Origin of the sequence: Mycobacterium heidelbergense, assembly GCF_010730745.1 — a bacterium.
GTDB lineage: Bacteria > Actinomycetota > Actinomycetes > Mycobacteriales > Mycobacteriaceae > Mycobacterium > Mycobacterium heidelbergense.
This window is the reverse complement of the sequence record NZ_AP022615.1, coordinates 1557653-1584387: the sequence shown is the minus strand read 5'-3', so window position 1 is coordinate 1584387 and position 26735 is coordinate 1557653. Positions and strand designations below refer to the sequence as shown.

18 protein-coding genes and 2 pseudogenes are annotated in these 26735 nt (G+C 65.6%); 11 read left to right on the top strand and 9 right to left on the bottom strand.

Features of this window, described 5'->3' with window-relative positions; translation table 11 throughout:
- Window positions 1-156: 156 nt before the first annotated feature.
- Window positions 157-774, bottom strand: a complete 618-nt coding sequence (locus G6N25_RS07585) for a hypothetical protein (protein WP_083077085.1) — start codon at window positions 772-774, stop codon at window positions 157-159.
- Window positions 775-1051: 277 nt separating this feature from the next.
- On the opposite strand from G6N25_RS07585, the gene G6N25_RS24125 reads away from it, so the two are divergent.
- Complete coding sequence (locus G6N25_RS24125) at window positions 1052-1177, top strand: hypothetical protein (RefSeq protein WP_264055552.1); 126 nt, start codon at window positions 1052-1054, stop codon at window positions 1175-1177.
- Between the two features lie 140 nt (window positions 1178-1317).
- Here the strand turns inward: G6N25_RS24125 and G6N25_RS07580 are convergent, their stop codons facing one another.
- Window positions 1318-2109: a hypothetical protein gene (locus tag G6N25_RS07580; RefSeq protein ID WP_142272860.1), complete on the bottom strand. Its 792-nt coding sequence runs from the start codon at window positions 2107-2109 to the stop codon at window positions 1318-1320.
- Between the two features lie 401 nt (window positions 2110-2510).
- On the opposite strand from G6N25_RS07580, the gene G6N25_RS07575 reads away from it, so the two are divergent.
- Window positions 2511-4352 carry a dynamin-like GTPase family protein gene (locus tag G6N25_RS07575; protein WP_083077078.1) on the top strand — a complete coding sequence of 614 codons (1842 nt, stop codon included), beginning with the start codon at window positions 2511-2513 and terminating at the stop codon, window positions 4350-4352.
- On the top strand, window positions 4349-5857 hold the full coding sequence (gene iniC / locus G6N25_RS07570; protein ID WP_083077075.1) for an isoniazid-induced dynamin-like GTPase IniC: 1509 nt from the start codon (window positions 4349-4351) through the stop codon (window positions 5855-5857). Before G6N25_RS07575 ends, iniC begins: the two co-directional genes overlap by 4 nt.
- Here iniC and G6N25_RS07565 read toward each other — a convergent pair.
- The 3 genes from G6N25_RS07565 to G6N25_RS07555 all read right to left on the bottom strand — a co-directional run bounded on the left by G6N25_RS07565 (window position 5854) and on the right by G6N25_RS07555 (window position 8612).
- Window positions 5854-7467 carry an Hsp70 family protein gene (locus tag G6N25_RS07565; protein WP_083077073.1) on the bottom strand — a complete coding sequence of 538 codons (1614 nt, stop codon included), beginning with the start codon at window positions 7465-7467 and terminating at the stop codon, window positions 5854-5856. The two genes, iniC and G6N25_RS07565, sit on opposite strands and share 4 nt — an antisense overlap.
- Window positions 7468-7563: 96 nt before the next feature.
- A complete protein-coding gene (locus tag G6N25_RS07560; RefSeq protein WP_083077070.1) occupies window positions 7564-8067 on the bottom strand; it encodes a hypothetical protein in 504 nt (167 codons plus the stop codon).
- Window positions 8068-8165: 98 nt separating this feature from the next.
- Window positions 8166-8612 (bottom strand): hypothetical protein, encoded by a 447-nt coding sequence (locus tag G6N25_RS07555; RefSeq protein ID WP_232065713.1) that lies wholly within the window; start codon window positions 8610-8612, stop codon window positions 8166-8168.
- Between the two features lie 1954 nt (window positions 8613-10566).
- Between G6N25_RS07555 and G6N25_RS24575 the strand changes: the two are divergent.
- The 7 genes and pseudogenes from G6N25_RS24575 to G6N25_RS07520 form a co-directional block, all read left to right on the top strand.
- A pseudogene (locus tag G6N25_RS24575) lies at window positions 10567-11232 on the top strand (hypothetical protein); the annotation flags it as partial.
- 75 nt (window positions 11233-11307) lie between these two features.
- Window positions 11308-12558 carry a hypothetical protein gene (locus G6N25_RS07545; protein ID WP_083077064.1) on the top strand — a complete coding sequence of 417 codons (1251 nt, stop codon included), beginning with the start codon at window positions 11308-11310 and terminating at the stop codon, window positions 12556-12558.
- 193 nt (window positions 12559-12751) lie between these two features.
- Complete coding sequence (locus tag G6N25_RS07540) at window positions 12752-13834, top strand: AAA family ATPase (protein WP_163672399.1); 1083 nt, start codon at window positions 12752-12754, stop codon at window positions 13832-13834.
- A gap of 1911 nt (window positions 13835-15745) precedes the next feature.
- Window positions 15746-16378, top strand: a pseudogene (locus G6N25_RS24570) (PE family protein); the annotation flags it as partial.
- A gap of 74 nt (window positions 16379-16452) precedes the next feature.
- Complete coding sequence (locus tag G6N25_RS07530; protein WP_083074138.1) at window positions 16453-17781, top strand: hypothetical protein; 1329 nt, start codon at window positions 16453-16455, stop codon at window positions 17779-17781.
- Window positions 17782-18035: 254 nt separating this feature from the next.
- Window positions 18036-19079, top strand: coding sequence for an AAA family ATPase (locus tag G6N25_RS07525; protein WP_158084877.1), 1044 nt, complete (start codon window positions 18036-18038; stop codon window positions 19077-19079).
- 333 nt (window positions 19080-19412) lie between these two features.
- Window positions 19413-20105, top strand: a complete 693-nt coding sequence (locus G6N25_RS07520; protein WP_232065711.1) for a DUF433 domain-containing protein — start codon at window positions 19413-19415, stop codon at window positions 20103-20105.
- A 221-nt stretch (window positions 20106-20326) separates the two neighbouring features.
- Here G6N25_RS07520 and G6N25_RS07515 read toward each other — a convergent pair whose 3' ends face one another.
- From G6N25_RS07515 to G6N25_RS07500, 4 genes are all read right to left on the bottom strand, one after another.
- Window positions 20327-20890, bottom strand: coding sequence for a hypothetical protein (locus tag G6N25_RS07515; protein WP_142272642.1), 564 nt, complete (start codon window positions 20888-20890; stop codon window positions 20327-20329).
- Between the two features lie 591 nt (window positions 20891-21481).
- Window positions 21482-22939, bottom strand: a complete 1458-nt coding sequence (locus G6N25_RS07510; RefSeq protein ID WP_083074143.1) for an amino acid permease — start codon at window positions 22937-22939, stop codon at window positions 21482-21484.
- An 81-nt stretch (window positions 22940-23020) separates the two neighbouring features.
- Complete coding sequence (locus G6N25_RS07505; RefSeq protein ID WP_083074144.1) at window positions 23021-23971, bottom strand: amidohydrolase family protein; 951 nt, start codon at window positions 23969-23971, stop codon at window positions 23021-23023.
- A 6-nt stretch (window positions 23972-23977) separates the two neighbouring features.
- Window positions 23978-25468: an aldehyde dehydrogenase family protein gene (locus tag G6N25_RS07500; protein WP_083074145.1), complete on the bottom strand. Its 1491-nt coding sequence runs from the start codon at window positions 25466-25468 to the stop codon at window positions 23978-23980.
- Between the two features lie 91 nt (window positions 25469-25559).
- Between G6N25_RS07500 and G6N25_RS07495 the strand changes: the two genes are divergently transcribed.
- Complete coding sequence (locus G6N25_RS07495) at window positions 25560-26507, top strand: LysR family transcriptional regulator (RefSeq protein WP_232065710.1); 948 nt, start codon at window positions 25560-25562, stop codon at window positions 26505-26507.
- Window positions 26508-26735: the final 228 nt, after the last annotated feature.

Below are 26735 nucleotides of genomic sequence, written 5' to 3'. Positions count from 1 at the left end.
GCGAATGCGGCCATCGGACAATCCCCTAATCCCCTAATGGGGTGCCCCGATCGACCCCGGTAGGCGCTTGAGCTTCTGGGGGATCGCGCCCCGATTCCTGGGCCGCGCGAAATGCATAGCGTGTATATGGAAATGCCGGTTGGCCGGCGAAATGCTTCAGAGTTTTGAAGGGAACCGATCATGGACACGCTGATCGAATACATCCTGTCCCTGTTCACCAGTCCAGAAGCGGCCCAAACCTTCCTTAATGGTCCCGAGCAGGCGATGGCCGAGGCCGGGGTCAATGCGGCACCCGACGAGTTCGCGATGGCGGCGGCGAATGCGATGCCCAGTTTGGACCTCGGCGGCGACCCGATCGGCGGTTTGCAGCAGGTCCTGACCGATCAGTACGGCTACGCCCCCGCGTATGGGGGCGATGACCCTTATGCGTATGGCGGTTATGACCCTTACGACGGGTATGGGCCCGGCCTGGTTTCCGCGGTTGCCGATGACGGTGCCGCGTTGGTGGGTGACGCCGTCGCTCCCGTCGTGTATGGCGCAGACGCTGTACTGGGCGACGGGGCCGCCGTCGTCGGCGGGTTGAGCGGCGGACTGCTCAATGCCTTTGACACCGGGCTGTGGAATGCCGGTGCTGGTGGGTATGGATGGCAGCCGGGTTGGGGCGCGTTCGGACCAGGCACTGGTGGGTTCGGTCCCGGTTTCGGCCCCGGCTGGGGTGATTTCCGCCCTGGGTTCGAGCGTGGCTGGGATGGGTTCCGTCCCGGGTTGGAACATGGTTGGGGCGGCTTTGGTCCCGGTTTTGGTCCTGGTTGGGGTGGTTTCGGTCCGGGTCCGCTCGTTGGCGGCGGCTTGGGCGCCGGGGCTGGATTGGGTGCCGAAATCAACGCCGGCTTGGGTCTTGGGCTGGGCCTGGGTGGGGCGGTTGGCTTCGGGGCTCAGATCAACACCGGTTTGAACCTCGGGCTTGGGGCCGGCCTGGGCGCTCAGACGGGCTTCGATTTGGGCGGCCAGGCGGCTCTGGGTGCTCAGATAGGCGGCGGCTTGGGTCTTGATGGTCGCGCTGGACTCGCCGGCGGATTCGGCCTCGGGGGTCAGGCCGGGCTGGGTGCTCGCGCCGGTCTTGGCGGCGGCGTGGGCCTTGCTGGTGGAGCTGGCGTTGGTGGCGGCGCAGGCCTAGGCGGTGAGGCTGGTCTGGGTGGCCGGGTTGGTTTTGGCGCTGGTGCCGGTCTGGGCGGTGCTGCCGGTCTTGGTGGTCGTGCGGGCTTGGGGGGTGAGGCCGGTTTTGGCGGCTCCGCCGGCGCGCAGGCTGGCGTCGGCTTAGCAGGGGAAGCTGGCGGCCGGGCCGGTGGCGCCTTCGGTGGCCTGGCCGGCGGTGGGTTCGGTGCCAGTGGCGCCTTCGGTGGTCAGGCTGAGGGCGGGTTCGGTGCTGGTGCCGGCGCCCAGGCCACGCTCGTTAGCCAAGCCAGCGTTGCTGGCGGCGGTGGTCTGGGCACTCAGGCCGGTCTTGCCGCAGGCGCTGGGCTGGCAGGTGCAGGCAATGTCGGTGGCTTCGCCGGTGCCGGCGGCAACGCGGCGCTCGGCGCCGGCGCGAGCGGTCAAGCGGGATTGATCGCCAGCGAAGGTGCTGCGGTGAACGGTGCCGCTACGCCTCACATCTCCAGCCCACTCGCGGGTGTTGGTGTCGGTGGCCAGGCGGGCGCCAGCGCGGCGGGCGGCGCTGGACTGGGCATCGGTGGCGAGCGAAGCAGCGCGATTTTGAGCGGCGACGGCAGCGCCCTTGGCGGCCACGCGACGCCCCAAACGGCGACCCCGTCCATTGCTGGGAGTGCAGGCTTGGGCGGCCACGCCACCGGCGGTGGCGCTGCGGCCGGCGGGTTCGGCGGTCCCATCGCGGCTGCTGGCGCAGGCCAAGGCGCGGGCGGCGCCATCGCCGGGGGAGCCGGCGGCGGGGCGCACGGCCAGATCCTCGGCCAAGAAGGTGCCACGCTCGGTGGCGGCGGCCCGGTCAACGCCGGTGGCGCCCCTGTCCAGCACGACCCCGCCGCCGCAGGTGGACAAGGCCCCGTCATTCAGGGCGGCGGTGGTGCTGGGGCCAACGTTGGTGGACATGCGACGTCTCCGTCGCACCCCGGCCCCGTCATCCAGAATCCCGCCGGTGGCGGCGGCCCCGTCAACCATGGGGGCACAAGCTCGCCGGTGATCCATCAGCCAGAGCAGGCGCCCGCGCCGGTTCAGCACGCGCCGGCGCCCATCCAGCACGCGCCCGCTCCGGTCGAGCACTCGCCGGCCCCAGCGCCGCACAGCCCGTCGGTGTTTGAAGGCACCCCGCATGAGCCGGCCCCGGTGCACGCTCCGGCCCCGGCACCGCACCCGGCGCCCGCTGCGCACCCGGCCGGGCCGCACGGCTGACGATCCCGATCGCGTGGCGAGACGGCGGGGACTGTTTGGTCCCCGCCGCTTCCCGCATACCGTGATTTCAGTGCATCCAAGCGAGAAAGTGGGGCAGCGCGGTGACCCAACTCGATGACCCGCGGCGGGTCAACGTCATCGTCGAACTGATCGACCACACCATCGCCATTGCCGAACTCAACGACCGCAACGACCTGGCGCAGCGCCTGACCCGGGCCCGCGAGCGCATCCTCGACCCGAAAATCCGGGTCGTGATCGCCGGGCAGCTCAAACAGGGCAAGAGCCAACTGCTCAACTCGCTGTTGAACTTGCCGGTGGCGCGGGTCGGCGACGACGAGGCCACCGTCGTGATCACCGTCGTCAGCTACGGCGACCCGCCGTCGGCCCGGCTGGTCGTGGCCGCGGGACCCAATGGCGAACCCGCGGCCATCGACATCCCGGTCGATGACATCAACACCGACCTGCGTCGAGCGCCGCAAGCCGGCAGCCGCGAGGTGCTGCGCGTCGAGATCGGCGCGCCCAGCCCGCTGCTGCAGGGCGGGCTGGCGTTCATCGACACCCCCGGCGTCGGCGGCCACGGGCAGCCGCACTTGTCCGCGACGCTCGGACTGCTGCCGGATGCGGACGCCCTGTTGATGGTGAGCGACACCAGCCAGGAACTGACCGAACCGGAGATGCGGTTCATCAGCCAGGCGTATCAAATCTGCCCCGTCGCCGTGTTGGTGGCCACCAAAACCGATCTGTACCCGCACTGGCGCGAGATCGTCAGCACCAACGCCGGGCACTTGCAGCGCGCGGGCGTGCCGATCCCGATCCTCCCGGTGTCGTCGCTGCTGCGCAGCCACGCCGTCACGCTCAACGACAAAGAACTCAACGACGAGTCGAACTTTCCGTCGATCGTCAGGTTCCTCAGCGAGAAGGTGCTGTCCCGCGAGACGGACCGGGTGCGGGATCAGGTCCTATCCGAAATACGTTCGGCTGCAGAGCATTTAGTGATGTCCGTGGGCTCCGAGCTGGCCGTGGTCGACGACCCGGACTTTCGTGACCGCCTCGCCGACGATCTGGAGCGGCGCAAGCGCGAGGCCCAGGATGCCCTCAACCAGTCCGCCCTGTGGCAGCAGGTGCTCAACGACGGATTCACCGACCTGTACGCCGATGTGGACCACGACATGCGGGCCCGCTTCCGCGCCCTCACCGAGGAGATCGAGCGCCGGATCGATGCGTGCGATCCGACCCGCCACTGGGCCGAGATCGGCATGGACGTCGAGGAGACGGTCGCCACCGCCGTCGGGGACAACTTCGTCTGGTCCTACCGGCGGGCCGAAGCGTTGGCTGACGACGTGGCCCGTTCATTCGCCGATGCGGGGCTGGACTCGGTCATGTCTCCGGAACTGACCGGTCGTCTGATGGGTGGCGACTTCGGCCGGCTCAAGTCGCTGGCCCAGCTGGAATCCAAGCCGGCCGGCAAGGGCCAGAAAATGGTCACGGGCCTGCGCGGCTCCTACGGCGGTGTGGTGATGATCGGCATGTTGTCGTCGGTGGCCGGGCTGGGTCTGTTCAACCCGCTGTCGGTGGGAGCCGGGCTGCTGCTGGGCCGCATGGCCTACAAGGAGGACAGGGAGAACCGGCTGATGCGGGCACGCGCCGAGGCCAAGACCAACGTCCGGCGCTTCGTCGACGATGTGTCGTTCGTGGTGGGTAAGGAGTCGCGCGACCGGCTCAAGGCGATCCAGCGCGCGCTGCGCGACCACTACCGCGACATCGGCAACGAGGTCGCCCGATCGCTCAACGAATCGTTGCAGGCCACCCTCACCGAGGCGCACATCGAAGAAACCGAGCGCGACAATAGGATTCGTGAACTGGAGCGGCAGTTGAACATCCTGGACCAGGTCATCGACAACCTAGAAAAGCTGACGCCCCCGGTAACCGTAGGACGCTCGTGAGCACGAGCGATCAGGTCCGCGCGATTCTCGGCGGAACCATCCAGGCCTATCGGGGCGAGCCGGCGTATCGGCAACGCCCCGACGTCTTCTATGAATTGGACCGCATCGGCGCGCGGCTGGGCGAACCGATCCGCATCGCGCTGGCCGGCACGCTCAAGGCCGGAAAGTCCACTCTGGTCAACGCTTTGGTGGGCGAGGACATCGCCCCGACGGACGCCACCGAGGCCACCCGGATCGTGACGTGGTTCCGGCATGGCCCGACGCCGAAGGTCACCGCCAACCACTGGGGCGGACGGCATTCGAACGTCCCGATCAACCGCAGCGCCGGCCTGACGTTCGACTTCCGGACGCTCAACCCGGCGGATGTGGCCGACCTAGACGTCGAATGGCCGGCGGAAGAACTGGTCGACGTCACCATCATCGACACCCCGGGGACGTCGTCGTTGGCGCGCGACATCTCCGAACGCACCCTGCAGCTGCTGTTGCCCCCCGACGGGGTGCCGCGGGTCGACGCGGTGGTGTTCCTGTTGCGGACCCTCAACGCCGCCGACATCGCGCTGCTCAAACAGATCGGTCACCTGGTCGGCGGCGCGGCGGGGGCGCTGGGTATCATCGGCGTGGCGTCACGGGCCGACGAGATCGGCGCCGGCCGGATCGACGCGATGCTGTCGGCGGCCGACGTGGCCAAGCGGTTCACCCGCGAAATGAATCGGACGGGCATCTGCCAGGCGGTGGTGCCGGTGTCCGGGCTGCTCGCGCTCACCGCGCGCACGCTGCGTCAGAGCGAATTCCTCGCGCTGCAGCGGCTCGCTGGCGCCGACAACGCCACGCTCAGTAGGGCCATGCTGAGCGCGGATCGCTTCGTGCGAGCGGACAGCCCGTTGCCCGTCGACGCCGCGACCCGCGCGCAACTGCTCGAACGGTTCGGCATGTTCGGCCTCCGGATCTCGATCGCCGTGCTGGCCGCCGGGGTCACCGACGCGGCGGGACTGGTCGACGAACTGCTGGAGCGCAGCGGGCTGGTGGCGCTGCGCCAGGTCATCGACCGGCAATTCGCGCAACGCTCCGACATGCTCAAGGCGCACACCGCGCTGGTGTCGTTGCGCAGGTTTGTCGAGGCGTTTCCGATCGTGGCGACGCCGTACATCATCGCCGACATCGACCCGCTGCTGGCCGACACCCATGCCTTCGAAGAGCTGAGACTCCTCAGCCAATTACATTGCCGCCCAACCACCTTGAACGACGACGAGGTCGCCTCGCTGCGCCGCATCATCGGCGGCTCGGGCACCGACCCGGCCAGCAGGCTGGGCCTACAGCCCGGCGATCCGCAGGAGGGTCCGCGCGCCGCATTCGCCGCCGCACAACGTTGGCGACGCCGCGCCGAGCACCCCCTCAACGACCCGTTCACCACCCAGGCCTGCCGCGCCGCGGTGCGCAGCGCCGAGGCGATGGTCGCGGATTTCGCCGCACGCGGTTACGACATGTCCAACGTTCGGCCGCGCTAACGCCGGAACGGGGACTCCGGGCGGAGCGGCAGCGGTCTTTCCCGTGTGGGCGTTGGCGGCGCGGTGGTGGTTGCCGGCGATGTCGTGGTCGGCGCGGCGCTCGTGGTGGTCGGTGGGCTCGTCGTGGTGGGGGGCTGGCTCGTTGCCGTGCTCGCGGGTGGCTCGGTCGACGGTGGCGGTGGAGGCGGGATCACCGTCACGGTGGTGGTGTCGTTCGGCCCCGTTATGGTCACGGTTTGCGACGTTGGCGGTGGCGGTGAGTTCGGTGGGGTCGTATTGACCGGGTTGGTTTTGGTGTGGCCCAGGGTCAGCGCCAACACCACCGCCACCAGCACGGCCACACCCGCGCCGACCACGCTCAAGACCAGCGCCGTGCGCTTGTACCACGGTAGGGACGCGGCGGAGCGGTCACCGTCCGCATCATCGAAATCCGTTGTCTCACGGGTATATTCGCCGGTGGCGTCGCGGCCGGTATAGGGCACCGGATCGGCTGCGTCGTCGGCGTCTTGCGACCACGCCACGGCACCGTCGCCGCTGGTGACCCGGGCGGTTTCGACCAATTCGGTCGGGGTCTCGACCATTGGGCTTGCCGCTGTCGAGGCGCCCGCCGAGGCTCGCTGCTGGCCGAGCACCGCCGCGCCCACGGCCGCACTCGACGCGGGCTGCGGTGCGGTATGGATCGGCACCTGCAGGCGGCCCGACAGGCGCGTCGTGATGAGCGGAATGCTTGCGCCGCCACCGACGGTCGCCACCGACGCCAGGGTGGATCGCGGAATCCCGTTGCGCCGCAACACCTCTTCCACGGTGCTGACGAACCGGTCCAGCGGCTCGGAAATCAGTTGCTCGAATTGGTTGCGGGACAGCCGAACGTCGTCACCGGAACCCGCCGCGACCGTGGCCGCCGTGGCCGCCGACAGTTGCTCCTTGGCGCGCCGGCATTCGCCGAGCAGGCGGTTTTGTGCGCCGATTCGCGTGGTGCTGGTGGCTTCAGAGGCCCGCACGTGATTGAGGATGAGCTGATCGATTCCGTCGCCGGAGAAATCGGCGTACCGCACCGACGGGCCGATCTGCTGGAAGTTCGAGGCGGCATTGAACAGGGTGACGCTGGTGCCGCTGGCGCCGAAGTCGCACAGCGCAACGACGCCGCCGGTCGGGAATCCCGGCTTGGCGCGCAGCGCCGCCAGCGCGGCCGTGGCGTCGGAGACCAACACCGGAGCCACGCCGCTTCGCGTCAAATCGGTCTGGGCGAAGAACTCCTCGCGCAACGCGGTGGACTGGGCCTCCGACCAATACGCGGGGACCGCGATGGTGACCGGCGTCCCGTAGCCGACCGTACGGGCCATCGCTTCGATCGCTTCGACCGTCAGCACCTCGCCGAGGTACTTCGTCCCGTCGGCCGCCACCAACGGGGCGCGGTCGCCGACCCGCTCGACGAATCCGCGCAGCACCAGGCCGGGTTCGGTGAGATTGCGATTTTCTTCCGGCAGGCCGACTTCAGTCGGCCGGTGCTCGAATAACGTCAATACGGAGCTGCGGGCCACCGGGGCGCCGGTCGCGCGGGCTGCGACCAGGTTGGCCACCCCGATCGACAACCCGAGCGACTCGCTCATCTGGCATACCCCTGTGTTTGTCGTATTGCCGGCGATCGGCCGGTGGTCCTCACCATAGTGACTGTGGATTCCCGCGGGTCAAGGTGAGCGGCCGGTTCACAGGCCCGGGGGCAAGGTGATGGCGGTCGGCAGCCCCGGCAGTGCGGGCAGCGTGATCACCGACGGCAGCTGCGGGAGCGGGAAGACCCCCGGTGCTGGGGCGCTGGTGGTGGTTGTTGGCGCGCTCGTTTCCTCGGTGGACGCTGTGGGGATGCCGATATCGGTGCGGGGCGTGGTTGTGGTCGTCGTCTCCTCGGGAGTCCGGTGTTCGGGGCTCGGGACGACCGACGTGGCACTCGACGGCGGCGTTATCGTGGTGGTTGCCGGTTCCTGCGGTGGGGCGCCCCGCACGAGTTGGATGATGCCCCAGATGATCAGTCCGATCAGAATCGCGATGAGGATGCCCCAGCCGACTAGCGCAATCGGTTTGCGCCAACCTGGAATCGGCTCCTCGGGTTCAGGCTCTTGGCCGTCGTAGTTACCGCCGTCGCCGCCGTAACCGTGATCGCCGTACATGGTCAGGTCACTGGCGCCATAGTCTGACGACGCGCGCCTTGCCATGGTCGCTGAGAGTATCGGGCGGGGATCATGCGCATTCGGGTGCCACGCGCGCGGCTACCGATCGGCAGTCAAACGTTGATCTGATCGCTACCAACTCGTCAGGGCAGCCCGGGTGGCAGCGTAATCGCCGTCGGCACTCCCGGAACGGTGATCACCGATGGCAGCGGTGGCAGGTGATGGTGATGCGTTGGTTGCTGCTGGGTTGGTTGCTGCTGGGTTGGCTGTTGTGCCGGCGGCTCGACCGCGCTGCTGGTGGGCGGCGTCACCGTGGTTGTGGTGCTCGGCGGCGGCGTCGTCGTCGTGGCGGTGGTGGTCGGCGGGGTGGTGCTTGGGGCGTGGGTGGTGCCTTGGTCTCCCTGGATCAGCTCGATGATGCCGTAGACAATCAGCGCGATCAGGATCAGAACTGCGACAAGCCACGCGATGAGGCCCACCGGCTTGCGGTACCAGGCGGTGGGCTCGGTTTCCTCGTCGAAAGGGTCCGGTGATTCGGCGGGCTCGAACCGGGTCGGCGGGTCGTCGGAGTCGTCCGGTGGGCGTGCCACGGCACCGATGGTACTGACGCCTGCCGCCAAACTGCTGCAGCTGTCGCACCCCGGGATGTCACCTAGCCGCCGGCCGACTCAGAATGTGCTGCGGACAGCCCCCGATTGCGGGGACTCGTTCGCCAATCCGCGAGTGGTCGCGTCGGGGGCGGGCTTAGACGCATGCCTAGCAGCCCAATTCGCATTGACCAGGTCCTTGAGTCGAGCCTGCCTCATCGTTCGACCTTGAGGGAGCCGGGTTGGGTGGTTCACGGTGGAGGGCCGGTTCTTACGCGCCGACGAGCTGTACGTACCTGAGAAGAACCTGAGTCGGCGGGACTTTCGACAGACATTTGCCGATCACTTCGAGAGCACGCAGTGCAGCAACCTCCGTGAAGTAGATAAATACCTGGCATCAACGGTGTTATTGCGTGCTTCAGCAACCCTGATTCGAGGCTCGGATAGTTCAGTTTGAAAGTATCTGCCGATAACAAGTGAGACCCGCACCCACTCCCCACTCACGATAGCTCCATCCATTGCCATAGTACTGTTTGGCAAGGCATATAGTGAATTATCTGGTTTGCTGTGGCGCACTCCGGAAGCGTGTCTCCGACATGTCGTGATGGTCCTCGCCCCTCAGCACAAACCTGAGAAAAAGCCGGGATAACCCCCACCCTCGCGATCCTCCGATGGACGCGACCCGTGTCGCCGTCCAGGTAGACACCCCCCACAGCACCCGTCACCTTAGGCCCAGCCCGCGGTGACCGCCGCCGCCGATCCTCGCATCAGGCGCGCTGCGCCGGGCAGCGCGAAGACGCCCTGCCCCGGTGTTTGACCCGCTGCACCGCTCAACTCTTCAGGGATAGGCGCACATACAGCACAATGGCGTCACCCGCAACGGGGTGCGGTCTCCATCAACGTGCAGCCGGGCGTCGACGGGCCAGCGACGTTTGACGATCACGTCGGCGTTGACCAAGACGCTTCCTGACAGCAGCGGTCGTGAGACCCACGCTTGGCCAGCCGTGCGCCGTGCGCAGTTGCCAGCCGGGCAGAAACGCCACCCAATCTTGGGTGTAGCAGCACCCGCAAGCATTTCAGATGACACTAATTTTGGGGGTTATTTTGAATGGATTCTTTTGCTGCGAATTTCCTATCACCGCAGCTCATTACCCATTCTATTGCACCATTTTCTCGATGTAATTCTCAGGTATGTTCACCTCTGTTGCCAGCCAGAAATACACGGTGAACCAGATCAACAACGGCCAGTACCCAGTCTTTTCTTAAGTACGGCCCGGACACCTCGTTTTATCGGTCATGACAGGAAGGCGCCCAGATGAAGCGTAAACAGCACAGCATGAGGCGAAATCGCCGCAACGCGAAGGCGAACCGTGGCCGTGTCGTCGGCCTAGGCACGGCGGCCGGCGCATTCCTGACCGCCACCATGACCCCGGTCATCGCCGCACCGTCCGCGCAGGCCGGGGTGCTCGACATGATCATCAACCCCATCCTCCAACCCCTCCTCGGCGCCACCAGCACCGCCGCCGCCGCCGCGGGCACCACCGCGATCAACGGTATCGGCGCGGGCGCACTCGCGGGCCTGCACACCGGCGCCCTCCAAGGCATCACGAATAGCCTTAATGCGAGCGCGGCGGCCTTCCAGGGGGTGCATTCGGCCGCCCTAGCCAGCATCACCAACAGCCTCAACGCCAGCGCTGCCGCCTTCAACACCGGCGGACTAAGCACCGCCCTCGAGGGTCTGCATGCCAGTGCTGCCGCTGCCTTTAGTGGTGGGGGGCTTAGCGCGGCTGCGGCTAATTCTGCCGGGAATGTGCAGCTGAACAACCTCGTGTACGGCGGTTTCAGCAACGTCTACAACACGATCTACACCGCCGGCCAGTCGTGGATTGCCAGCCCCACCGGTCAGCAAGTCGACGGGATACTCAACGCACCATTCCTCTACCTGTTCGGGCGCGACCTGATCGGCAACGGCGTCAACGGCTTCACCGGCCCCAACACCACGCTGCTCGGCCAAACCGGACTCTTCGGCACCCTGCAAAGCGGCGGATTCCTGTTCGGCAACGGCGGGGCCGGCGCGGCCGGAACCGCCACTAATCCCGCCGGCCTGGCCGGTGGTGCCGCCGGGCTGTTCGGTAACGGCGGCGTCGGCGGCGCCGGATTCAACGCTACTAGCGGCGATGGTGGTGTCGGTGGTGCCGGTGGTGCCGGTGGCTTGCTGATGGGCAACGGCGGCGTCGGTGGTGCCGGTGGTGCTCTCACCGCTGGTAACTACTTGACGGGCGGCTTCGGTGGTGCTGGTGGTTCTGGTGGTTTGCTGTTCGGCAATGGAGGTGCCGGAGGTGCCGGCGGCGGCGTAGGCGCCGGAGTCGGTCCCTATGTCGGTGTCGGCAACGGTGGTGCCGGCGGTAAAGCCGCCTGGCTGGTCGGGAACGGCGGTGCCGGTGGTGCTGGTCCCGCCGGTCCATTATACGGGGGTAGCGGCGGCAACGGCGGTTTCAGCGGGCTGCTGGCCGGTAACGGCGGTGTTGGCGGCAACGGCGGTTTCGGCAGTTACTACGGTATCGGCGCTGCCGGTGGTGTTGGTGGTCTCGCGGGGATCCTCGGCGCGAAGGGCGCGAACGGCATCACGCCCACCAGCTAATTCCGCAGACCTCGTTTTCAGACATCCGGTTCATAGACCAGTAAAGGAACTCAGCTCATGCAACAGCTAGCAGCCCTTCGGCCTCTCGTCACCGCGGGTGCCGCGGCGATAGGTGCCAGCGTGATCGCCCTCACGCCGGCGATCTCCAACGATATCGTATCCGACCTGCAGCTCAGTGCTGCCGCTATCCAGCAGCGTGCGGTGGAGTTGACCGATTACGTCGCCAACCCGGTCCAGACCTGGATCAACACGTTCGAGGCGGCGGGCATCAACCTCCAGTCACTCGCCACGCAATATGCACAGCATCCGTTCCCGGTGCCGCAGCAGATGGCCGCCAACTTCTTGCAATACGGAATCCAGTATGTGACGCCATACACAACGGCCACAACCAACGCTGTCAATTACTACCTTGGGACCAATGCAAACGATTTTGTGCCGATACTACAAACCGCAGTGGCCGCGGCTTCGACGGGCAATATCTCGACCGCGGTCAGCAATGTGTTCAACGCCGTGTACCTAGGCCCGTTGATATTAATTCTTCAACCGCTCGAAACGATTCCGCAGATCCTTAACCCGATCACGCAGAATCTCGCGAACACGAGTAATTACCTGACCACCACCGCTCTGGCGAATGTCGGTCTAGTAGCAACCATTACACTCCCTAGTTTACTTCAGCAGACGCTCGGCACAAGCCTGCAAAATGTTTACAATTCGTTCGCGGCCGGGGATCCGGTGGGGGGATTGGTGAATGCGGTGGATATTCCTGGCGCATTGACAAACGCGTTCCTCAACGGAAGTCCGGCGGTAAACGGTACCTACAATAGTGGCCTGCTTAGTGATGGACAAGGTGGCCTTGTCCATGCAATTGGAATAATCACCGCCCAGGGGCTTGCGCAGAAGATCGTTGCTCCCAACGCGCAGAACATCATGACCGGTGGCAGTCTGTCGTATGCGTTGGGGCAGTTGGCGAACCTGGTGGCGACGGGCTTTCCCACTCCGCAGACTGTCGTCGATAATGCGGTGAATTTGTTGCAATATCTTTTCGCCAATCCGGGTGCGGCGGCGGCCGCTGTTAATGTGGGCAACTTCGCTGCCCTGGCCCCGGCAGCTAGTGGGTTGCCTGGTTTGTCGGTTGGTGTGGTGAAGGGGTTTGATCCGGCGGCGGTGACCAATATTGCGGCGTCGTTGGGTCCGTCGTTGGCCGCAGAAGTCGCGGGGTCGTTGGGGGCGAATCTGGCGGGGTCGTTGGCGACAACACTGTCGGTGGATCTGTCCAGGGTGGCGTTGCACATCTTGTCGGCGCTGTAAGCCCTTCCTGTTGTTGTTGCTGTGGTGGTTATGCCGGCGACCCGATCAGCGGTCGCCGGCATACCACCGGGGTGTGGGAGGTATCTCGATGATCCGGTTGGTGGCGCCCGTGTGGTGGTGTGGCGCTAATCCCGTACTGCCAGTGGGTGTGACCGCGCGTGGCGTGGCCTGGAATGTGGGTGGGTGGTCATAGATGTCTGTGGGTTGGCGAGAGTGGGATGACGAAGACACCACCGATACCGATGAGGTGTTGGGTGCTACCGGTATTTGGCTCATCCCACGAACACCCCCGGTTCTCGAGAAGCCGAGACACCGGATCGTCACCACCAGCATCAGTCGCGACGCGCACGCGGATGCCGCACTGGCTCGCGAGTGTCAGGAAGTCCTGGAGTGGGCCCAAGCACGTATCGACGAACTGACCGGTTTAGCCGAGGCTAAAGAACACTTCACAATGTGGCGCACCACCCTACAAAACAACCACCATCATCATGGTGTTGAGCATGGTGGCGTGGTGACGTCTTGTAGGGAAAATCACATGGTGTTCCTCGGCGCGCCGGGCACAGCGAAGAAAACGTTCGCCCGAGTGATCGCCGAAGTGTTGTTCGGGTTCGGTGTAATCACCCGCCCGGAGGTCACCGAGATCACCGCCCACGACATCGTGGCGGGCGATCCTTCACACAGCGCGGCCAGGATGAAAACCGTGTGCGACGACGCGCGTGGTGGGGTGTTGTTCCTCGACGAGGCCCACCAGTTGGCCCCCCACACTGAAAGCCTCTCCTGGGGTGGGGAGGTGATCGCCGCCCTGCAAACCCACGTCGCGGACTACCCCGGCGAACTGGTCGTCATCCTCGCCGGCCACCCCACCCCCATGCAGAACTTCCTCACCACCCATGCCGGGCTGGCCGGCCGCTTCCCCCACACCGTGGCTTTCACCAGCCCCACCCCCAACGACATCGTGGCTCTCGGGCACCGCCTCGCCGGCAAAGAAAACCTGACCATCGAAGACACCGCATGGGAACTACTGCGCACCGAAGCAACCCGGTTGCGATCGATCCCCCACGGCCACGGCACACTGCTCGACGCCGCCGGCAACGCCCACTACACCCACGACGTCATCCACACCTGCCAGCGCGCACGACTACGCCGACTCCACAAACTCGCACCCCACCGCCGCGACCTCGAACACCTCCTCCACACCAACCCCAGTGTCCTCCACGCCAACACCACCGACATGCAACGCGCCCTCACCGCAACACACCCAGCCGTGAGCACCTAAACCAACGACTGCCCGCAGCCACGGAGGACTTCAACCGTCCGCCGGCATCGCTAGTGACCAGTGCGGACGGACTGAGGTCCTCGCCCTGTCTGCTATGCCGTCACAGCGGTCAGGAGAGTGTGCCGGTCCTTACCGGCCGGCGAACTGGACATACCTAAGAAGAACCTGAGCCCACAGGGTTTTCGATAGACATTTGCCGATCACTTCGAAAACACGCAGAACAGCAATCTCCGAAAAGTTGCGAAAGCACCGGTAAACATACTACTGCTGCGTATATCAGCAACAGCTCTCCGGCACTGCGATAGTTCAGTTTGAAAGTACCCACTGGTAACAAGCCCGACCCGTACCCACCCCCCACTCACGATAGCTACACACATTGCCATAGGGTCGTTTGGCAAGATATACAGCGCATAACTGAATTTGCTGTGACTGGCTTCGCCAGCATGCATCCGACACATCGTCCTAACCCGATGCCACCAGGAGTAATCTCACTTTTTCTCAGGTTCACCCCGATCGTGGCGATCCTCTGCCCGATGCGACCCGTGTCACCGTCCAGGTAGACATTCCCGCGTCAAACATGCTGCGCCGGCCCACACAAAGACAAGACACCCACTACCCACGTCGGCCAGTAGGGACGCCGGGAAGCGGGCCGCCCACTCACCTAGGCACCAGGGCAAGGACCCTAATTACGCTGCCCTCAACGACGATCGCCGAATCCCAGCAGATGATCGCCGAGAAACGCCTTCATCCACACCGACAAAATCGCCACACCCCACTGGTCCGCCGACCCGGCCGCACCCGCCTACCAGACCCTCCCGATCACAGCCCCACCCCGATAGCGACGTTCCCTTCCCACACCACGAGCCTCGGCGGATGACCGACAACACGGCCACACTTGCTCTCGGATCCATACTCGACGATGCCCCCCAGTCGCCGGGTGCGACAGCGCCGCCAAGCATTTTCGAAAGGCCAATAATTTTCGGGGCTATTTTGAGCGGATTCTTTTGCTGCCAATTTCGTCTCACCACAACCAATTATCCAGTGTATTACGCGATTTTCTCGACGTAATTCTTAGGTATGTTCACCTCTGTTACCAGCCAGAAACACAGGGTGAACCAGATCAACAACGGCCAGTACCTGGCTTTTTTCTCAAGTACGGGCTCGGACACCTCGTTTTATCGGTCATGACAGGAAGGCGCCCAGATGAAGCGTAAACAGCACAGCATGAGGCGGCGGGATCGCCGCAACGCGAAGGCGGCGAGCCGTGGCCGTGTCGTCGGCCTGGGTACGGCCGCGGGTGCGTTGCTGACCGCCACCATGGCCCCGGTGGTTGCGGCACCGCCCGCGCAGGCGGGGGTGCTGGACCTGATCATCAACCCGATCATCCAACCCATCATGGGCGCTGCCAGCACGGCTGCCGCCGCGGGTACCACCGCGATCAACGGTATCGGCGCGGGAGCGCTCGCGGGCCTTCAAACGGGCGCCCTCCAGGGCCTCACGAATAGCCTCAATGCGGGTGCGGCGGCTTTCCAGGGTGTGCATTCGGCTGCCCTGGCCAGCATCACCAACAGCCTTAACGCCAGCGCTGCCGCTTTTAACACCGGCGGCCTGAACGCGGCCCTGGAAGGCCTGCATGCCAGCGCGGCGGCGGCCTTTAGTGGTGGCGGGCTAGACGCGGCGGTCGCTGCGGCGAACTCGCCTAAGGCCGCGCTGAACAACCTGGTGTACGGGGCGTTCAGCAACGTCTACACCATGGTCTATACCGCCGGGCAAACCTGGATCGCCAGCCCCACCGGCCAGCAAGTCGACGGGGTGATCAACGGCCCGTTCGTCGCCCTGTTCGGACGCGACCTGATCGGCAACGGCGTCAATAACTTCAACGGCCCTAACACGTCATTGATTGGCGGTATAGGGGCTAACGGCACCCTCCACGATGGCGGGTTCCTGTTCGGTAACGGCGGGGCCGGTGCGGCCGGGACCGCCGCGAGTCCCAATGGTCTTGTCGGCGGTGCCGCCGGCTTGATCGGCAACGGCGGTGCCGGTGGTGCCGGCTTCAGCCCTGCCAGCGGTGCTGGCGGTAACGGCGGGGTCGGCGGTGCCGGGGGGTTGCTGATGGGTAACGGCGGCGCCGGAGGCGCCGGAGGTGTCACCGCTCGCTTTGGCGCCGGCCAAGGTGGTGCCGGGGGTAATGCCGGCATCTTGTTCGGGAACGGTGGTGCCGGCGGCGCCGGCGGCGCTAGCAACCCCAACGGTGGTTACGGCGGCCGCGGTGGTGCCGGCGGTAACAGCGCCTGGCTGGTCGGCAACGGCGGCCGGGGTGGTTCTGCCGCCAACAACATCTACGGTTCCGGAGATTACAACATTGGTAACAACGGTGGTGCCGGCGGTTTCAGCGGGCTACTGGCCGGCAACGGCGGTAATGGCGGCAACGGCGGCAACGCCACCCCCGGCTACGGCTACAAGGGCGGCAGGGGCGGCTACGGCGGCCCCGCCGGATTCCTCGGCCAGATCGGTGCGGCCGGCATACCCGGAACCAGCGGCTAACACCCCCTTGGGCGTGATGGCTTCATGTACGCCCACGAAACACCTAGACCACAGACAGCAAAGGAACTAAGCGCATGCACCAGCGAACAGCCCTCCGACCTCTCGTCACCGCGGGCGCCGCGGCAGTCGGCGCCAGCCTGATCGCCCTCACCCCGGCAGTCTCCAACGACGCAGCCTTCGCCCTGCAGCACAGCGTTGCCGCCGCTCAGCAGCGCGCGGTCGAGCTGCTGAGCGCCGACACGGGCGACCCCGGGGTGGTGAACCCCATCCAAACCTGGATCAACGTCTTCCAACAAGCGGGCGCCAACCTGCAAGCAATTGGGAGCAACATGAGCACCGGGGGCGCGATCCCGCTCCCACTCGCCCAGCAGCTGGCCGCGAACTGGGTCACCTACGCGAGCATCTACGTCACGGCGTACAAGAGTGCCGATCTCGGCGCGTTCGGGTACTTGACTAATGTGCCGTCGCCGATTACGACCGGCCTTGCCTCTATTCTTACAAGGGCGGTCACTGAGCTTCAGGCACGTGATTTCGTCGATGCCGTCAGCAACCTGGAATTCGCGTTCTGGGGAGGGCCGGTTCAAATAATATTCCAGCCGATGGAAACGATCCCGACGATCCTCGCCTACATGTCGACCAACTTCGCGGCTCTGGGAAACGTGGCTTTTAACGAACCTGGCCTTCTCAGTCAATCGATCGTGTCAATGCTGGGTGCCTTTTTTGTCGAAGGTGTGAACAACAGCCTCGCCTCCGCACTTGGCCACGGTATTCAGAATGTTTACGACGCGTTCGCCGCTGGTGACCTGCCGGCGGGGGTGAGCAATTTGCTCAATATGCCGGGGCTACTCGCGGGGGCAGTCCTCAATGGATACGGTAACGTCAGCCAAGGGCTTTCCGGTGTTCTTACTCCCCGGAGCGGCTTGATAGGTGGTGGTCTGTTGGACACGTTGGCGGTCTGGGCCCCCCAGACGCTCGCGTCGAAGATTGTTGTTAACAATCAGGTGACAGGCACGATCGCCACACCTAACATTCTGGCGGGTGGGAGTCTGGCTAATGCGTTCTCGCAATTAGCAAGTCAGGTAACCACGGGTTGGCCGACACCGAACCAATGGGTCGATGGCTTAATTAATGTGTTCCAGTACTACCTCGGGTTCTTAGGCGGCCAGGTCGGCTTGGGGGGTGCGGCGTTCGCCGCTCCGGCCGGTGTGGTGGGGATTGCTCCGTCGCTCGCGGCTAACCTCTCCGGTCTGGCTCCGTCGATTGCGGCTGATTTCTCGGGGATTGCTCCGTCGCTCGCGGCTGAGATCGGTGGTATGGCTCCGTCGTTGGCGACGAACCTTGCGGGGACGTTGGCGCCTCAGTTGGGGACGCTGGCGGCTCATCTCCTTACGTCGCTGTTCTGAGTTGCAGTGCGGGTCTGCTCGCCCAGCGCCGGTGGCAATCACGCCGGTGCTGGGCGGGTTGACCCGCCCCCGGGTAGTGCTGGGCGGGTGGGCCCGCCCCCGGGTAGTGCTGCGCGCAAGCGAGGGCTGTGGTGTCGGCGACGACCACCGATATGCCTGATGACCTGGCGGGTGAAGACCCAGATGTTGCGCGCGCCGGGGTGGGTGTCGTGGGGGCAGGCCCGCTGTGTGTGAGACCCGGTAGCGAGGTACCGATGAGCAATGTCAACAGTACGGCGGCGGCCCTGGCACTCACAGAAGACTGGTGCCGACCGGGTGCATATGCGGGTACCGCGCTGGCCGCCGAGCGCCGCGAGGTGCTCGAGTGGGCGCAAGCGCGTATCGGCGAATTGATCGGTTTGCAAAGCGCTAAAGACCGTTTCGCGGTGTGGCTCGGCCAGCACGATGCCCCACACCACGGTGGTGTCGTGGCCTCGTGTTCTGAACACCACATGGTGTTCCTGGGTGCGCCGGGCACGGCGAAAACGACGTTCGCCCGGGTGGTCGCTGAAGTGCTGTTCGGGTTAGGCACGATCACGCGCCCGGACCTCACCAAGGTCAGCGCCCACGACATCGCCGCCGGCAGCCCCTCGCACAGCGCGGCCAGAATGAAGAACGTGTGCGGCCGGGCGCGCGGTGGGGTGCTGTTCCTCGACCAAGCTTACCGGCTGGCCCCCGACACCGAAGACCACTGTGGGGGTGTGGAGGCCATCTACACGCTATTGACGTGCATGGCGGCCTACCGCGACGAGCTCGTCGTCATCCTGGCCGGTCACGCCCGCCCGATGCAGGACTTCCTGACAATCCATGCCGGACTCGCCGTGCAGTTCCCGTTCACCGCGACGTTCACCAGCTACACCCCCAACGACATCGTCGCCATTGGGCGCCACCTAGCCAGCAGGGAGCAACTTCTTGTCCAGGACGCGGCGTGGGATCTGCTGCGCACCGAAACAACACGACTGCGATCCATCCCCCACGGCCACGGCACACTGCTCGATGTCGCCGGCAACGCCCACTACGCCCACGACGTCATCCACACCTGCCAACGCACACGACTACGCCGACTCCACAAACTCGCACCCCACCGCCGCGACCTCGAACACCTCCTCCACACCAACCCCAGCGCCCTCCACGCCAACACCACCGACATGCAACGCGCCCTCACCGCAACACACCCAGCCACAGCAATATCAACCTACCAACACCTACACCCCAACACCCAAACCCAGCAAACACCAACACCCTCAACAACCGGATAACATCAACCCACAACACGCTCGCTAAACATGGTCGAGTGTGCGTGTGCCTGTTCGAGGTGGCGTCCCGTGCTCCCGGCTGGGCTCGTCCGGCCGAGTCTTGCGCTTTCGGGCACTCAGAATATGTTGACCTTCTCGATGCTGACTACCGCCGCCAGGCCGGGTGCTTCCGGCGGTCGCAGAAAAAACGCGCCATGGAAGCATCCGAGCGCCAAACGTCGCTTGAATCTGGCGTGTCGGTACTCGCTGCGAAGATGGCGGCATCAGATAGTAGCCCCAGTAAACCCAGCAAGTTATGGCAAACTGGTCCGACGACCAGCACCGATGGAGCAAACAGTGAGTTTTCCCCTCGACTTGACGGTCACACTGACCGGGGTCACTCGCTGGCAGCTTTCGCACTGGCGAAAGACGGGGCTTCTTGTGCCGGAGGTTCAGGCCTACCGGCCGCCCCTCTACTCATTCCGCGACCTGGTCGCATTGCGAACCGTCGCGAAATTGCGAGCCGAGACGTCCCTGCAGAAGGTCTGTCGCGCCTTCAAGAACTTGTCAGAGTTCGACCTGACCGAACATCCTTCCGCCTATCGATTTGCGACAGACGGCAAGACAATCGCGGTGTGGACTGACAACGGCTTCATGGACATCGTTCGGAATCCTGGCCAATACCACATCTACTTGCTAGAGGACATCTTCCGTCCCTTTGTGAACAAGAGGGGGCAGAAGGTCGCCGACTTCGAGGCACCTCGTCCACGTATTTCCGTTGACCCGCACCGCCTTGGGGGCTGGCCGACCATCGCAGGTACACGGGTTCCCTACGACACCGTTGCGTCGGCGCTCCGAGGTGGTGACCTCAACCCGAAAGACCTCCGTTTCTACTATCCAGGGGTCTCAAAAGCCGCCGCCAAGGACGCACTTGATTTCGCCAACGAAGTCGCTGAACGCGGAGGGAAACGCCTCGCGCCCTCTTTGATGCCGGTCTGCACTGGGTCGGCCACCGAGCGAAAGAACACGATGGCCTGTTCGGCATCGTGATTGAAACGGCGACGGTCACCGCCGGCCTAATCTATGTTCTTCGCGACTGGCGTAACCAGCCGCATCTCTACACCCTCAAGGGCGTCGAGTCGGAGAGCACGCAGAGAGTGAAGGTCGCACCGATTGAGCGGGCCCATTGGAATCTTCCACAGACAGATACGGGCGGTTTGAGCTGAGTGGCTTCCGTTGTTGCGGTCCCCAACCCGCAAACGTCACCCAGCTCAGAACGTGTCGACCTTCTCGATGCTGACGTACATGCCGTGGCCGGTGCGCTCGTTGGTGAAGCGCGTGCCTCCTTCGGTGGCGTTGATCGTCCAGCCCTGCGCCTCGTAGGTTTTGTAGTCGATGGTGACGGTCGGGATGGCTCCCAGGTTGCCCAGCACCCACTGCACCGAGCCGCCGGAGCTGATGCTGACGCCGTTGGCGTGTTCACCGTCCTGCATGGGTGAGTTGGTGAACGGGGCCTCGCACCCGACGGTTTCCTTGTTGATCTGGCAGCGCGTCAGGCCGGACTTAGTCTCGATGAAGACATAGCCGTTGTGATCCGGCGGGAGTGGGATTGCGCCGGCCGGTGCGGTCGGGCTCGCCGGTCCGGAAGGTCCCGGCAGTGGGACCGGGCTGGTGCCGGTGGGCGGCTTAGCGCTCGGTCGTGGGGTGGGAAAAGCCGGCTCGGTCGGCCCCGTCCCCGGCGTGGCGACCGGTTTGCCCTCGATGACGGAGCTGCAGCCCGAGACCAACACAAGACCGGCCAACACGGCCGAGAGCAGCAGCGAGCCACCGGCCAGACTTCGCCGTGCCTTTTGCGATAACTGCACCCGCCGCTCCCCGAAAGTCTCGGATATCAGGGCTTAGAGTACGCACCAGGCGGCGAAAGTTACTGCAGTCAGACAATTATCGATGCAGAGCCGATGACGCAGGTTTACCGCCGCGTGACTGACTCGATGCCCAGGCTGGCTCGATTTAGTGTTCGCGCCGGCTGCCGCTCGTGGCGAGGGCGTCGGGATCAGGACTTGAGGTGGCCTGGCCACGCTGCGGGTGAAGGCCGCCCCGGCCGGGGCGCGGCGGGCCAAAGATTGCGCCTCAATCCCGTTTGTCACATCGGTCACTCGCCGGTCGGCATACGACGATGTGCCCGCCTCCGAGCGACAGCCAACCACGCGTGTCGCTCGGAGGCGGGCAAAGAAGTAGGTGCCTCCGAAGCCGAGACGCGAGTGACACATGTGACTACCCAACCAACCCACGGCGGCGACGCTGCTGCGGTTCGCACTGTCCGAATGAGGCGGCACACCAGCCCATTTCGCCCCAATCCGGAGACGCCCAAGGCCTGCGCGACTGACCCGATGCCCCGGCAACCGGCGCGGCGATACCAACGGACCTCAGGCCGCCACGGACGGGTCGGTGGGCGGTGAGGCCGGCACGGCGGTGTCTTCGGCGGCGGCCCTCACCCTGTGACGGACCAGGAACCAACCGCCGAAGAGCCCCGGGACGCCGACGATCATCGCGCCCAGCAGCCAAGGCCCCTGCATCTTGTCGAACAACATCAGGATCACCACGCAGACCAGGAAAGCCAGCGTGAGATAGCCGCTATACGGGGCCAGCGGCATCCGGAAGCTCGGGCGCTGCAGGGTCCCGGCCTTTGCCAGCCGGTAGAGCTGCAGCTGGCTCGCCACGATCGTCCCCCACGCGAACACAATGCCCACCGCGGCGATGTGGAGCACGATTTCGAACGCTTGGCTCGGCTTGACGGCGTTGAGCACGATGCCCAACAAACCCACCGCGCTCGTGAGCAGGATCCCACCATACGGCACACCGTTTTTCGACATCAGCGCGGTGAACTTCGGGCCGCTGCCGTTGATCGCCATCGACCGCAGGATGCGGCCGGTGGAGTACAGTCCCGCGTTCAGACTCGACAGCGCGGCGGTGAGAACCACCAGGTTCATCACGCTTCCCGCGCCGCTGAAACCGACCTTGGAGAAGAACGTAACGAACGGGCTGACGTGGTCCCTGTAGGCGGTGTAGGGCAGCAGCAGGGCCAGCAGGACGGTGGACCCGATGTAGAAGACCGCGATGCGGAACACCACCGAGTTGATCGCGCGCGGCATGATCTTCTCCGGGTTTGCCGTCTCGCCGGCCGCGATGCCGACCAATTCGATTGCGGCGTAAGCGAATATCACCCCTGAGGTGACGAGCACCACGGGCAGCAGGCCGGCAGGCAACAGCCCGCCATGGCTGTTCCACAGCCCCGTGCCGGTGCTTTGACCGTCGACCTTGAAGCGCCCGACGAGGAAGACCGTGCCGACGACCAGGAACGTCACCAGCGCCAGCACCTTGACCAACGAGGCCCAGAACTCCAGCTCACCGAATGCCTTGACCGAGATCAGGTTCATCGACAACACCACCACCAGCGCGATCAATGCGAGGGTCCACTGGGGGATGACGTGGAACGCCTTCCAGTAGTGGCAGTAGTGCGCGATCGCGGTGGTGTCCACAATCCCCGTCATCGCCCAGTTCAGGACGTACATCCAGCCCGCGACGAAAGCCAGTTTCTCCCCGAAGAATTCGCGGGAGTAGGACACAAATGATCCCGACGACGGGCGGTGCAGCACCAGCTCGCCCAGCGCGCGCAGGATCAAGAAGACGAAGATGCCGCAGACCCCGAAGACCACGAACAGCGCGGGCCCTGCCGAGGCGAGACGTCCTCCGGCACCGAGGAAAAGGCCGGTTCCAATGGCGCCGCCGAGGGCGATCATCTGCAGCTGGCGGTTTTTGAGACCCTTGTGATAGCCCGCGTCTTCGCGCGCGAGCCGCGCGGCGGCGCTGTCTAGCGGTGGCATCGAGCTCCTGCCGTGGTGGCCCGGGGGAAAGCTCAGGCTATCCCATGGAGGAGCCGGGCGCCCGCTAATGGCAAACCGGAGTCACAGCCCCAACAGCCGCTCCGCGTTGCGGTGGCTGATGAGCGCCCGGTCGTCGGGGCTCAGCGGCAGCCGGTCGAGGAACGACCGTGCCGCTCGCATCGACCCGAACGGGTAGTCGGCCGAAAAGCACACGCGGCCAACGCCGACCTGCGCGACCAGGTTCGCGTAGGTCGCTTCGTCGTTGAAGTTGGCGAAGGTGTAGTGCAGGTTCTGCCTTAAATACGTGCTGACGGGGTGCCGGAGCCCGGTCAGCTCGGGCGTTAGGGTGGCGTCGAACCGCGGCAGCATGAACGACGTCGCCTCCCCCATGTGCCCGATGATGAACTGCAACTCCGGGTATCGGTCGAACACGCCGCCGAGTATCAGACGCAGCACATGCGTCGCTGTGTTGATGTGCCAGCCCCAGCCCACCGTGGCCAACACGAAGGTGACATCGGCGGCGAACCCCGCGTAGCTGGACTCGATGACGCCCGCCGGCGGGATGGTCGGGTGCAGGTAGATCGGGACCTTCAGCGCGGCCGCGCGCTCGAGAACGGGTTCGAAGTATCGGTCGTCCAGGTAGCGGCCCTTGCTGTGCCCGTTGATGACCGCGCCGGGAAAGCCGAGTTGGCGCACCGCGCGCTCGAGTTCCTCGGCCGCCGCCTCCGGCGCGCTGATGGGCACGGCGGCAAACCCCGCCAGCCGATCTGGGTGCCGCCCGACCGCCGCCGCGAGCTCGTCATTGCAATTGCGGGCCAACCGAACCGCTTCCGGCCCGTCGAGTTGTTCGACTCCCGGCGCAGCGAGCGACAGCACCGCCAGGTCGACGCCCGCCTCGTCCATCGCCGCGATGCGGCCCCCACCGAGATCGCTGATCGGCTCGATTATCCCGGGCCGCGACGCCAGCCAGGCGCCCGGCCCGCTCAGGAATTTCGTTGTGGCGTAATGCTCTTCGAGTGCGATGGTCCGCATGTCGTGTTAATCCGCCAGCACTCTGGCGGCGGCGCTCCAGTAGGACAGCTCGTCGCGGTTGGCGGCCAGCCGGATCGTCTTGGTGTACCCGTACTCCGCGAGCGTCTCCTGGGCGTGCTCGCGGCCGAACCCGCTGTGGCCGACCCCGCCGAATCCGGTGCCGATCGAAATCCGCTGATAGTTGTTGACGAAGACGGCGCCGGCCCGGATCCGCCGGCTCACCCGCAGCGCGCGATCGCCGTCCCGGCTGAACACCGCCGCGACCAGCCCGAACGGCGTGCCGTTGGCGATCCGCACCGCCTCGTCCTCGTCGCTGAACGGAATGAGGGTCACCACCGGACCGAAGATCTCCTCGCGGGCCACCCGCATGCCGGGCGTCACGCCGGTCAGGACGGTCGGCGCGACGTAGAAGCCGTCGGCCAATCGCGGATCGTCGGGCAGCGGCGCCTGAGCGGCGATGCGGGCGCCTTCGGCCACGCCGATCTCGAGGTAGTCCAGGACCTGCTTCTGCTGTTGGCGGGTGACCAACGGCCCGACGTCGGTGGTCGGGTCGGCGCCGTCGCCCACCCGAAGCCGGCTCACCGCGGCGCACAGCTTCGCCTCGAACTCGGCAAAGATGTTGTCCTGCACCAGGATTCGCGATGACGCGGTACAGGCTTCACCCTGGTTGAAAAAGCCGCCGTCGACCGCGGCCAGCAGCGCCTCGCGCAGGTCGGCGTCGCCGAAGACCAGCAACGGGTTCTTGCCGCCCAGCTCCATCAGCGCCGGGGTGAGGTTGCCGGCCGCCGTCCGGAGCACCGCCGCGCCCGTCCTCGGCGATCCCGTGAAGGAAACCTTGCCGACCAACCGATGCCCGGCCAGCGCTGCGCCCACGTTGCCCCTGCCCGGCACCGCCTGCACCACGGGGTCCGGCAGGACCGACTGGATCAGTTCGACCATGCGCAGCACCACCGAGGGCGTCTGCTCCGGCGGTTTGAGGACGACGGCGTTGCCGACGGCCAGTGCCGGAGCGACCTTTCCGGCGGTGTGGATGGGCGGCCAGTTGAACGGCACGATGCCGGCGATCACGCCGTACGGCTCCAGCGTGGTCACATCGAAGACGGGGCCGTAGTCGCGCGCCTGGCTGGGCAGCACCTCCACCACGCCGGCGAAGTACTCGAAGATGCCGATCGCCGCTTCCACGTCGAAATTGCGGGCCTGGGCGATCGGCTTGCCCATTTCCAGCGTCTCGAGCGCGGCGATCTCGTCGGCGTGGGCGCGGATCACCTCGGCGATCTGGTGCAGGTAGCGCCCGCGCTCCCGGGCCGGCAGCCGCTTCCAGTTCAGGTGCGCGGCGTGGGCCTTGCGCACGGCCTGGTCCACCTCGTCCGGCCCGGCCCCCTGCACGACGGTGACGGCCTGGCCCGTGGCGGGATTCTCCACGACGAATTGGTCGTCGGTGGACGCCGAAGACCAGCGGGTTCGGGTCCTGGTCAGGGTGGGAGCTTGCTGGGTCATGCGGCACCGTTTGAGGGGAATGGGAATCGACGCGGATTAGTTAGGCGAACAATAAATTGTCCCGGCCTTGAGACGCCAACGAATATTTCTGATGGACTCCATCACCAACGGTGATAATGGCTCGGTGGAGCTTCGCCACCTGGAGTACTTCCTTGCCGTCGCGGACAACCTCAGCTTCACCCAGGCCGCCAGGAGACTTCACGTCGTCCAGTCCGGGGTGTCCGCGACGATCAAGGCCCTCGAACGCGAACTCGGTGCCGAACTCTTCTTCCGCGGCCCGGCGGGCGTGACGCTCACCGCCGCGGGACAGGAGCTGGCGCCGCACGCCCGCGCGGCCATCGACGCCGCCCGGTCGGCCAAGGACGCCGTCGCCGCCACCCGCGGGGCCATCCGTGGCACCGTCACCCTGGGCACGATGACGTCGATCAACGTCATCGACCTGCCGACGCTGCTGGCCGATCTCTATGCGCGGCATCCCGGTGTGCTGGTCCAATTACGTTCGGCCCGTGCCGGTTCCGCGGGGCTGCTGCAGCAGCTCCGCGACGGGGACCTCGACGTCGCGTTCGTCGTCTTCCCCGATGGCCCGCCGGTCGACCTGCACACCCGACTCGTCGCCGTCTTCCAGCTGCTGTTGGTCGTCCCCGCCGGGCACCCCCTCGCCGGCCGGGAATCGGTGCCGCTGGCCGAGCTGGCCGGGATGTCGTTCGTCGACGGCCCGCCGGGATACGGCAACCGAACCGTCGTCGACCAGGCCTTCGCCGGCGCCGGGGTGCCACGCACGATCGCCCTCGAGGTCGCCGACATCGGCACCACCGCGACCCACATCCGAAACGGCATAGGGATCGGCTTTCTCAGCAGGTTCATCCTCGACGAGATCGGCGACTCCGGTTTGGCGACGATCCGGATCTCCGACTACGACCTGCGATGGTGTCTCTACGTCGCGATGTCTGCTGTCCGCCCGACCAACGCCGCCACCCGCGCCCTGTTCTCGCTGATCGAGGAGATGATCCCGAACCGTGGGGCGTCGAGCGTGCGCTGACGGCGTCGGCTTAGGGCGTCGAGTGTGCCTCCGGCGTTGGCTTAGGGCGTCGAGTGTGAATCAGCGGCTTTCAGCGTGAACAGAGGGCGTGATTTCACCGATTTTCCCGCCCAGGATTCACGCTCAAAGCCCAGGATTCACACCCAAAGCCCAGGCTCCGCTCGCGTGGAAGCCGTCAGCTCGGAAGGCTGACGGCCTGTGCTTCTTCAAGAGTGTGTAGCCCGGCGA

Bases quoted from the DNA above. Each gene is read 5' to 3' on its own strand.
- G6N25_RS07585 (WP_083077085.1), bottom strand. From the start codon at position 774: ATGTTCCAACCCGGGACGGAACCCATCCCAGCCACGCTCGAACCCAGG.
- G6N25_RS24125 (WP_264055552.1), top strand. From the start codon at position 1,052: ATGGTCGCGCTGGACTCGCCGGCGGATTCGGCCTCGGGGGTCAGGCCG.
- G6N25_RS07580 (WP_142272860.1), bottom strand. From the start codon at position 2,109: ATGTCCACCAACGTTGGCCCCAGCACCACCGCCGCCCTGAATGACGGG.
- G6N25_RS07565 (WP_083077073.1), bottom strand. From the start codon at position 7,467: ATGAGCGAGTCGCTCGGGTTGTCGATCGGGGTGGCCAACCTGGTCGCA.
- G6N25_RS07560 (WP_083077070.1), bottom strand. From the start codon at position 8,067: ATGGCAAGGCGCGCGTCGTCAGACTATGGCGCCAGTGACCTGACCATG.
- G6N25_RS07545 (WP_083077064.1), top strand. From the start codon at position 11,308: ATGCAACAGCTAGCAGCCCTTCGGCCTCTCGTCACCGCGGGTGCCGCG.
- G6N25_RS07540 (WP_163672399.1), top strand. From the start codon at position 12,752: ATGTCTGTGGGTTGGCGAGAGTGGGATGACGAAGACACCACCGATACC.
- G6N25_RS07530 (WP_083074138.1), top strand. From the start codon at position 16,453: ATGCACCAGCGAACAGCCCTCCGACCTCTCGTCACCGCGGGCGCCGCG.
- G6N25_RS07525 (WP_158084877.1), top strand. From the start codon at position 18,036: ATGAGCAATGTCAACAGTACGGCGGCGGCCCTGGCACTCACAGAAGAC.
- G6N25_RS07510 (WP_083074143.1), bottom strand. From the start codon at position 22,939: ATGCCACCGCTAGACAGCGCCGCCGCGCGGCTCGCGCGCGAAGACGCG.
- G6N25_RS07505 (WP_083074144.1), bottom strand. From the start codon at position 23,971: ATGCGGACCATCGCACTCGAAGAGCATTACGCCACAACGAAATTCCTG.
- G6N25_RS07500 (WP_083074145.1), bottom strand. From the start codon at position 25,468: ATGACCCAGCAAGCTCCCACCCTGACCAGGACCCGAACCCGCTGGTCT.
- G6N25_RS07495 (WP_232065710.1), top strand. From the start codon at position 25,560: ATGGACTCCATCACCAACGGTGATAATGGCTCGGTGGAGCTTCGCCAC.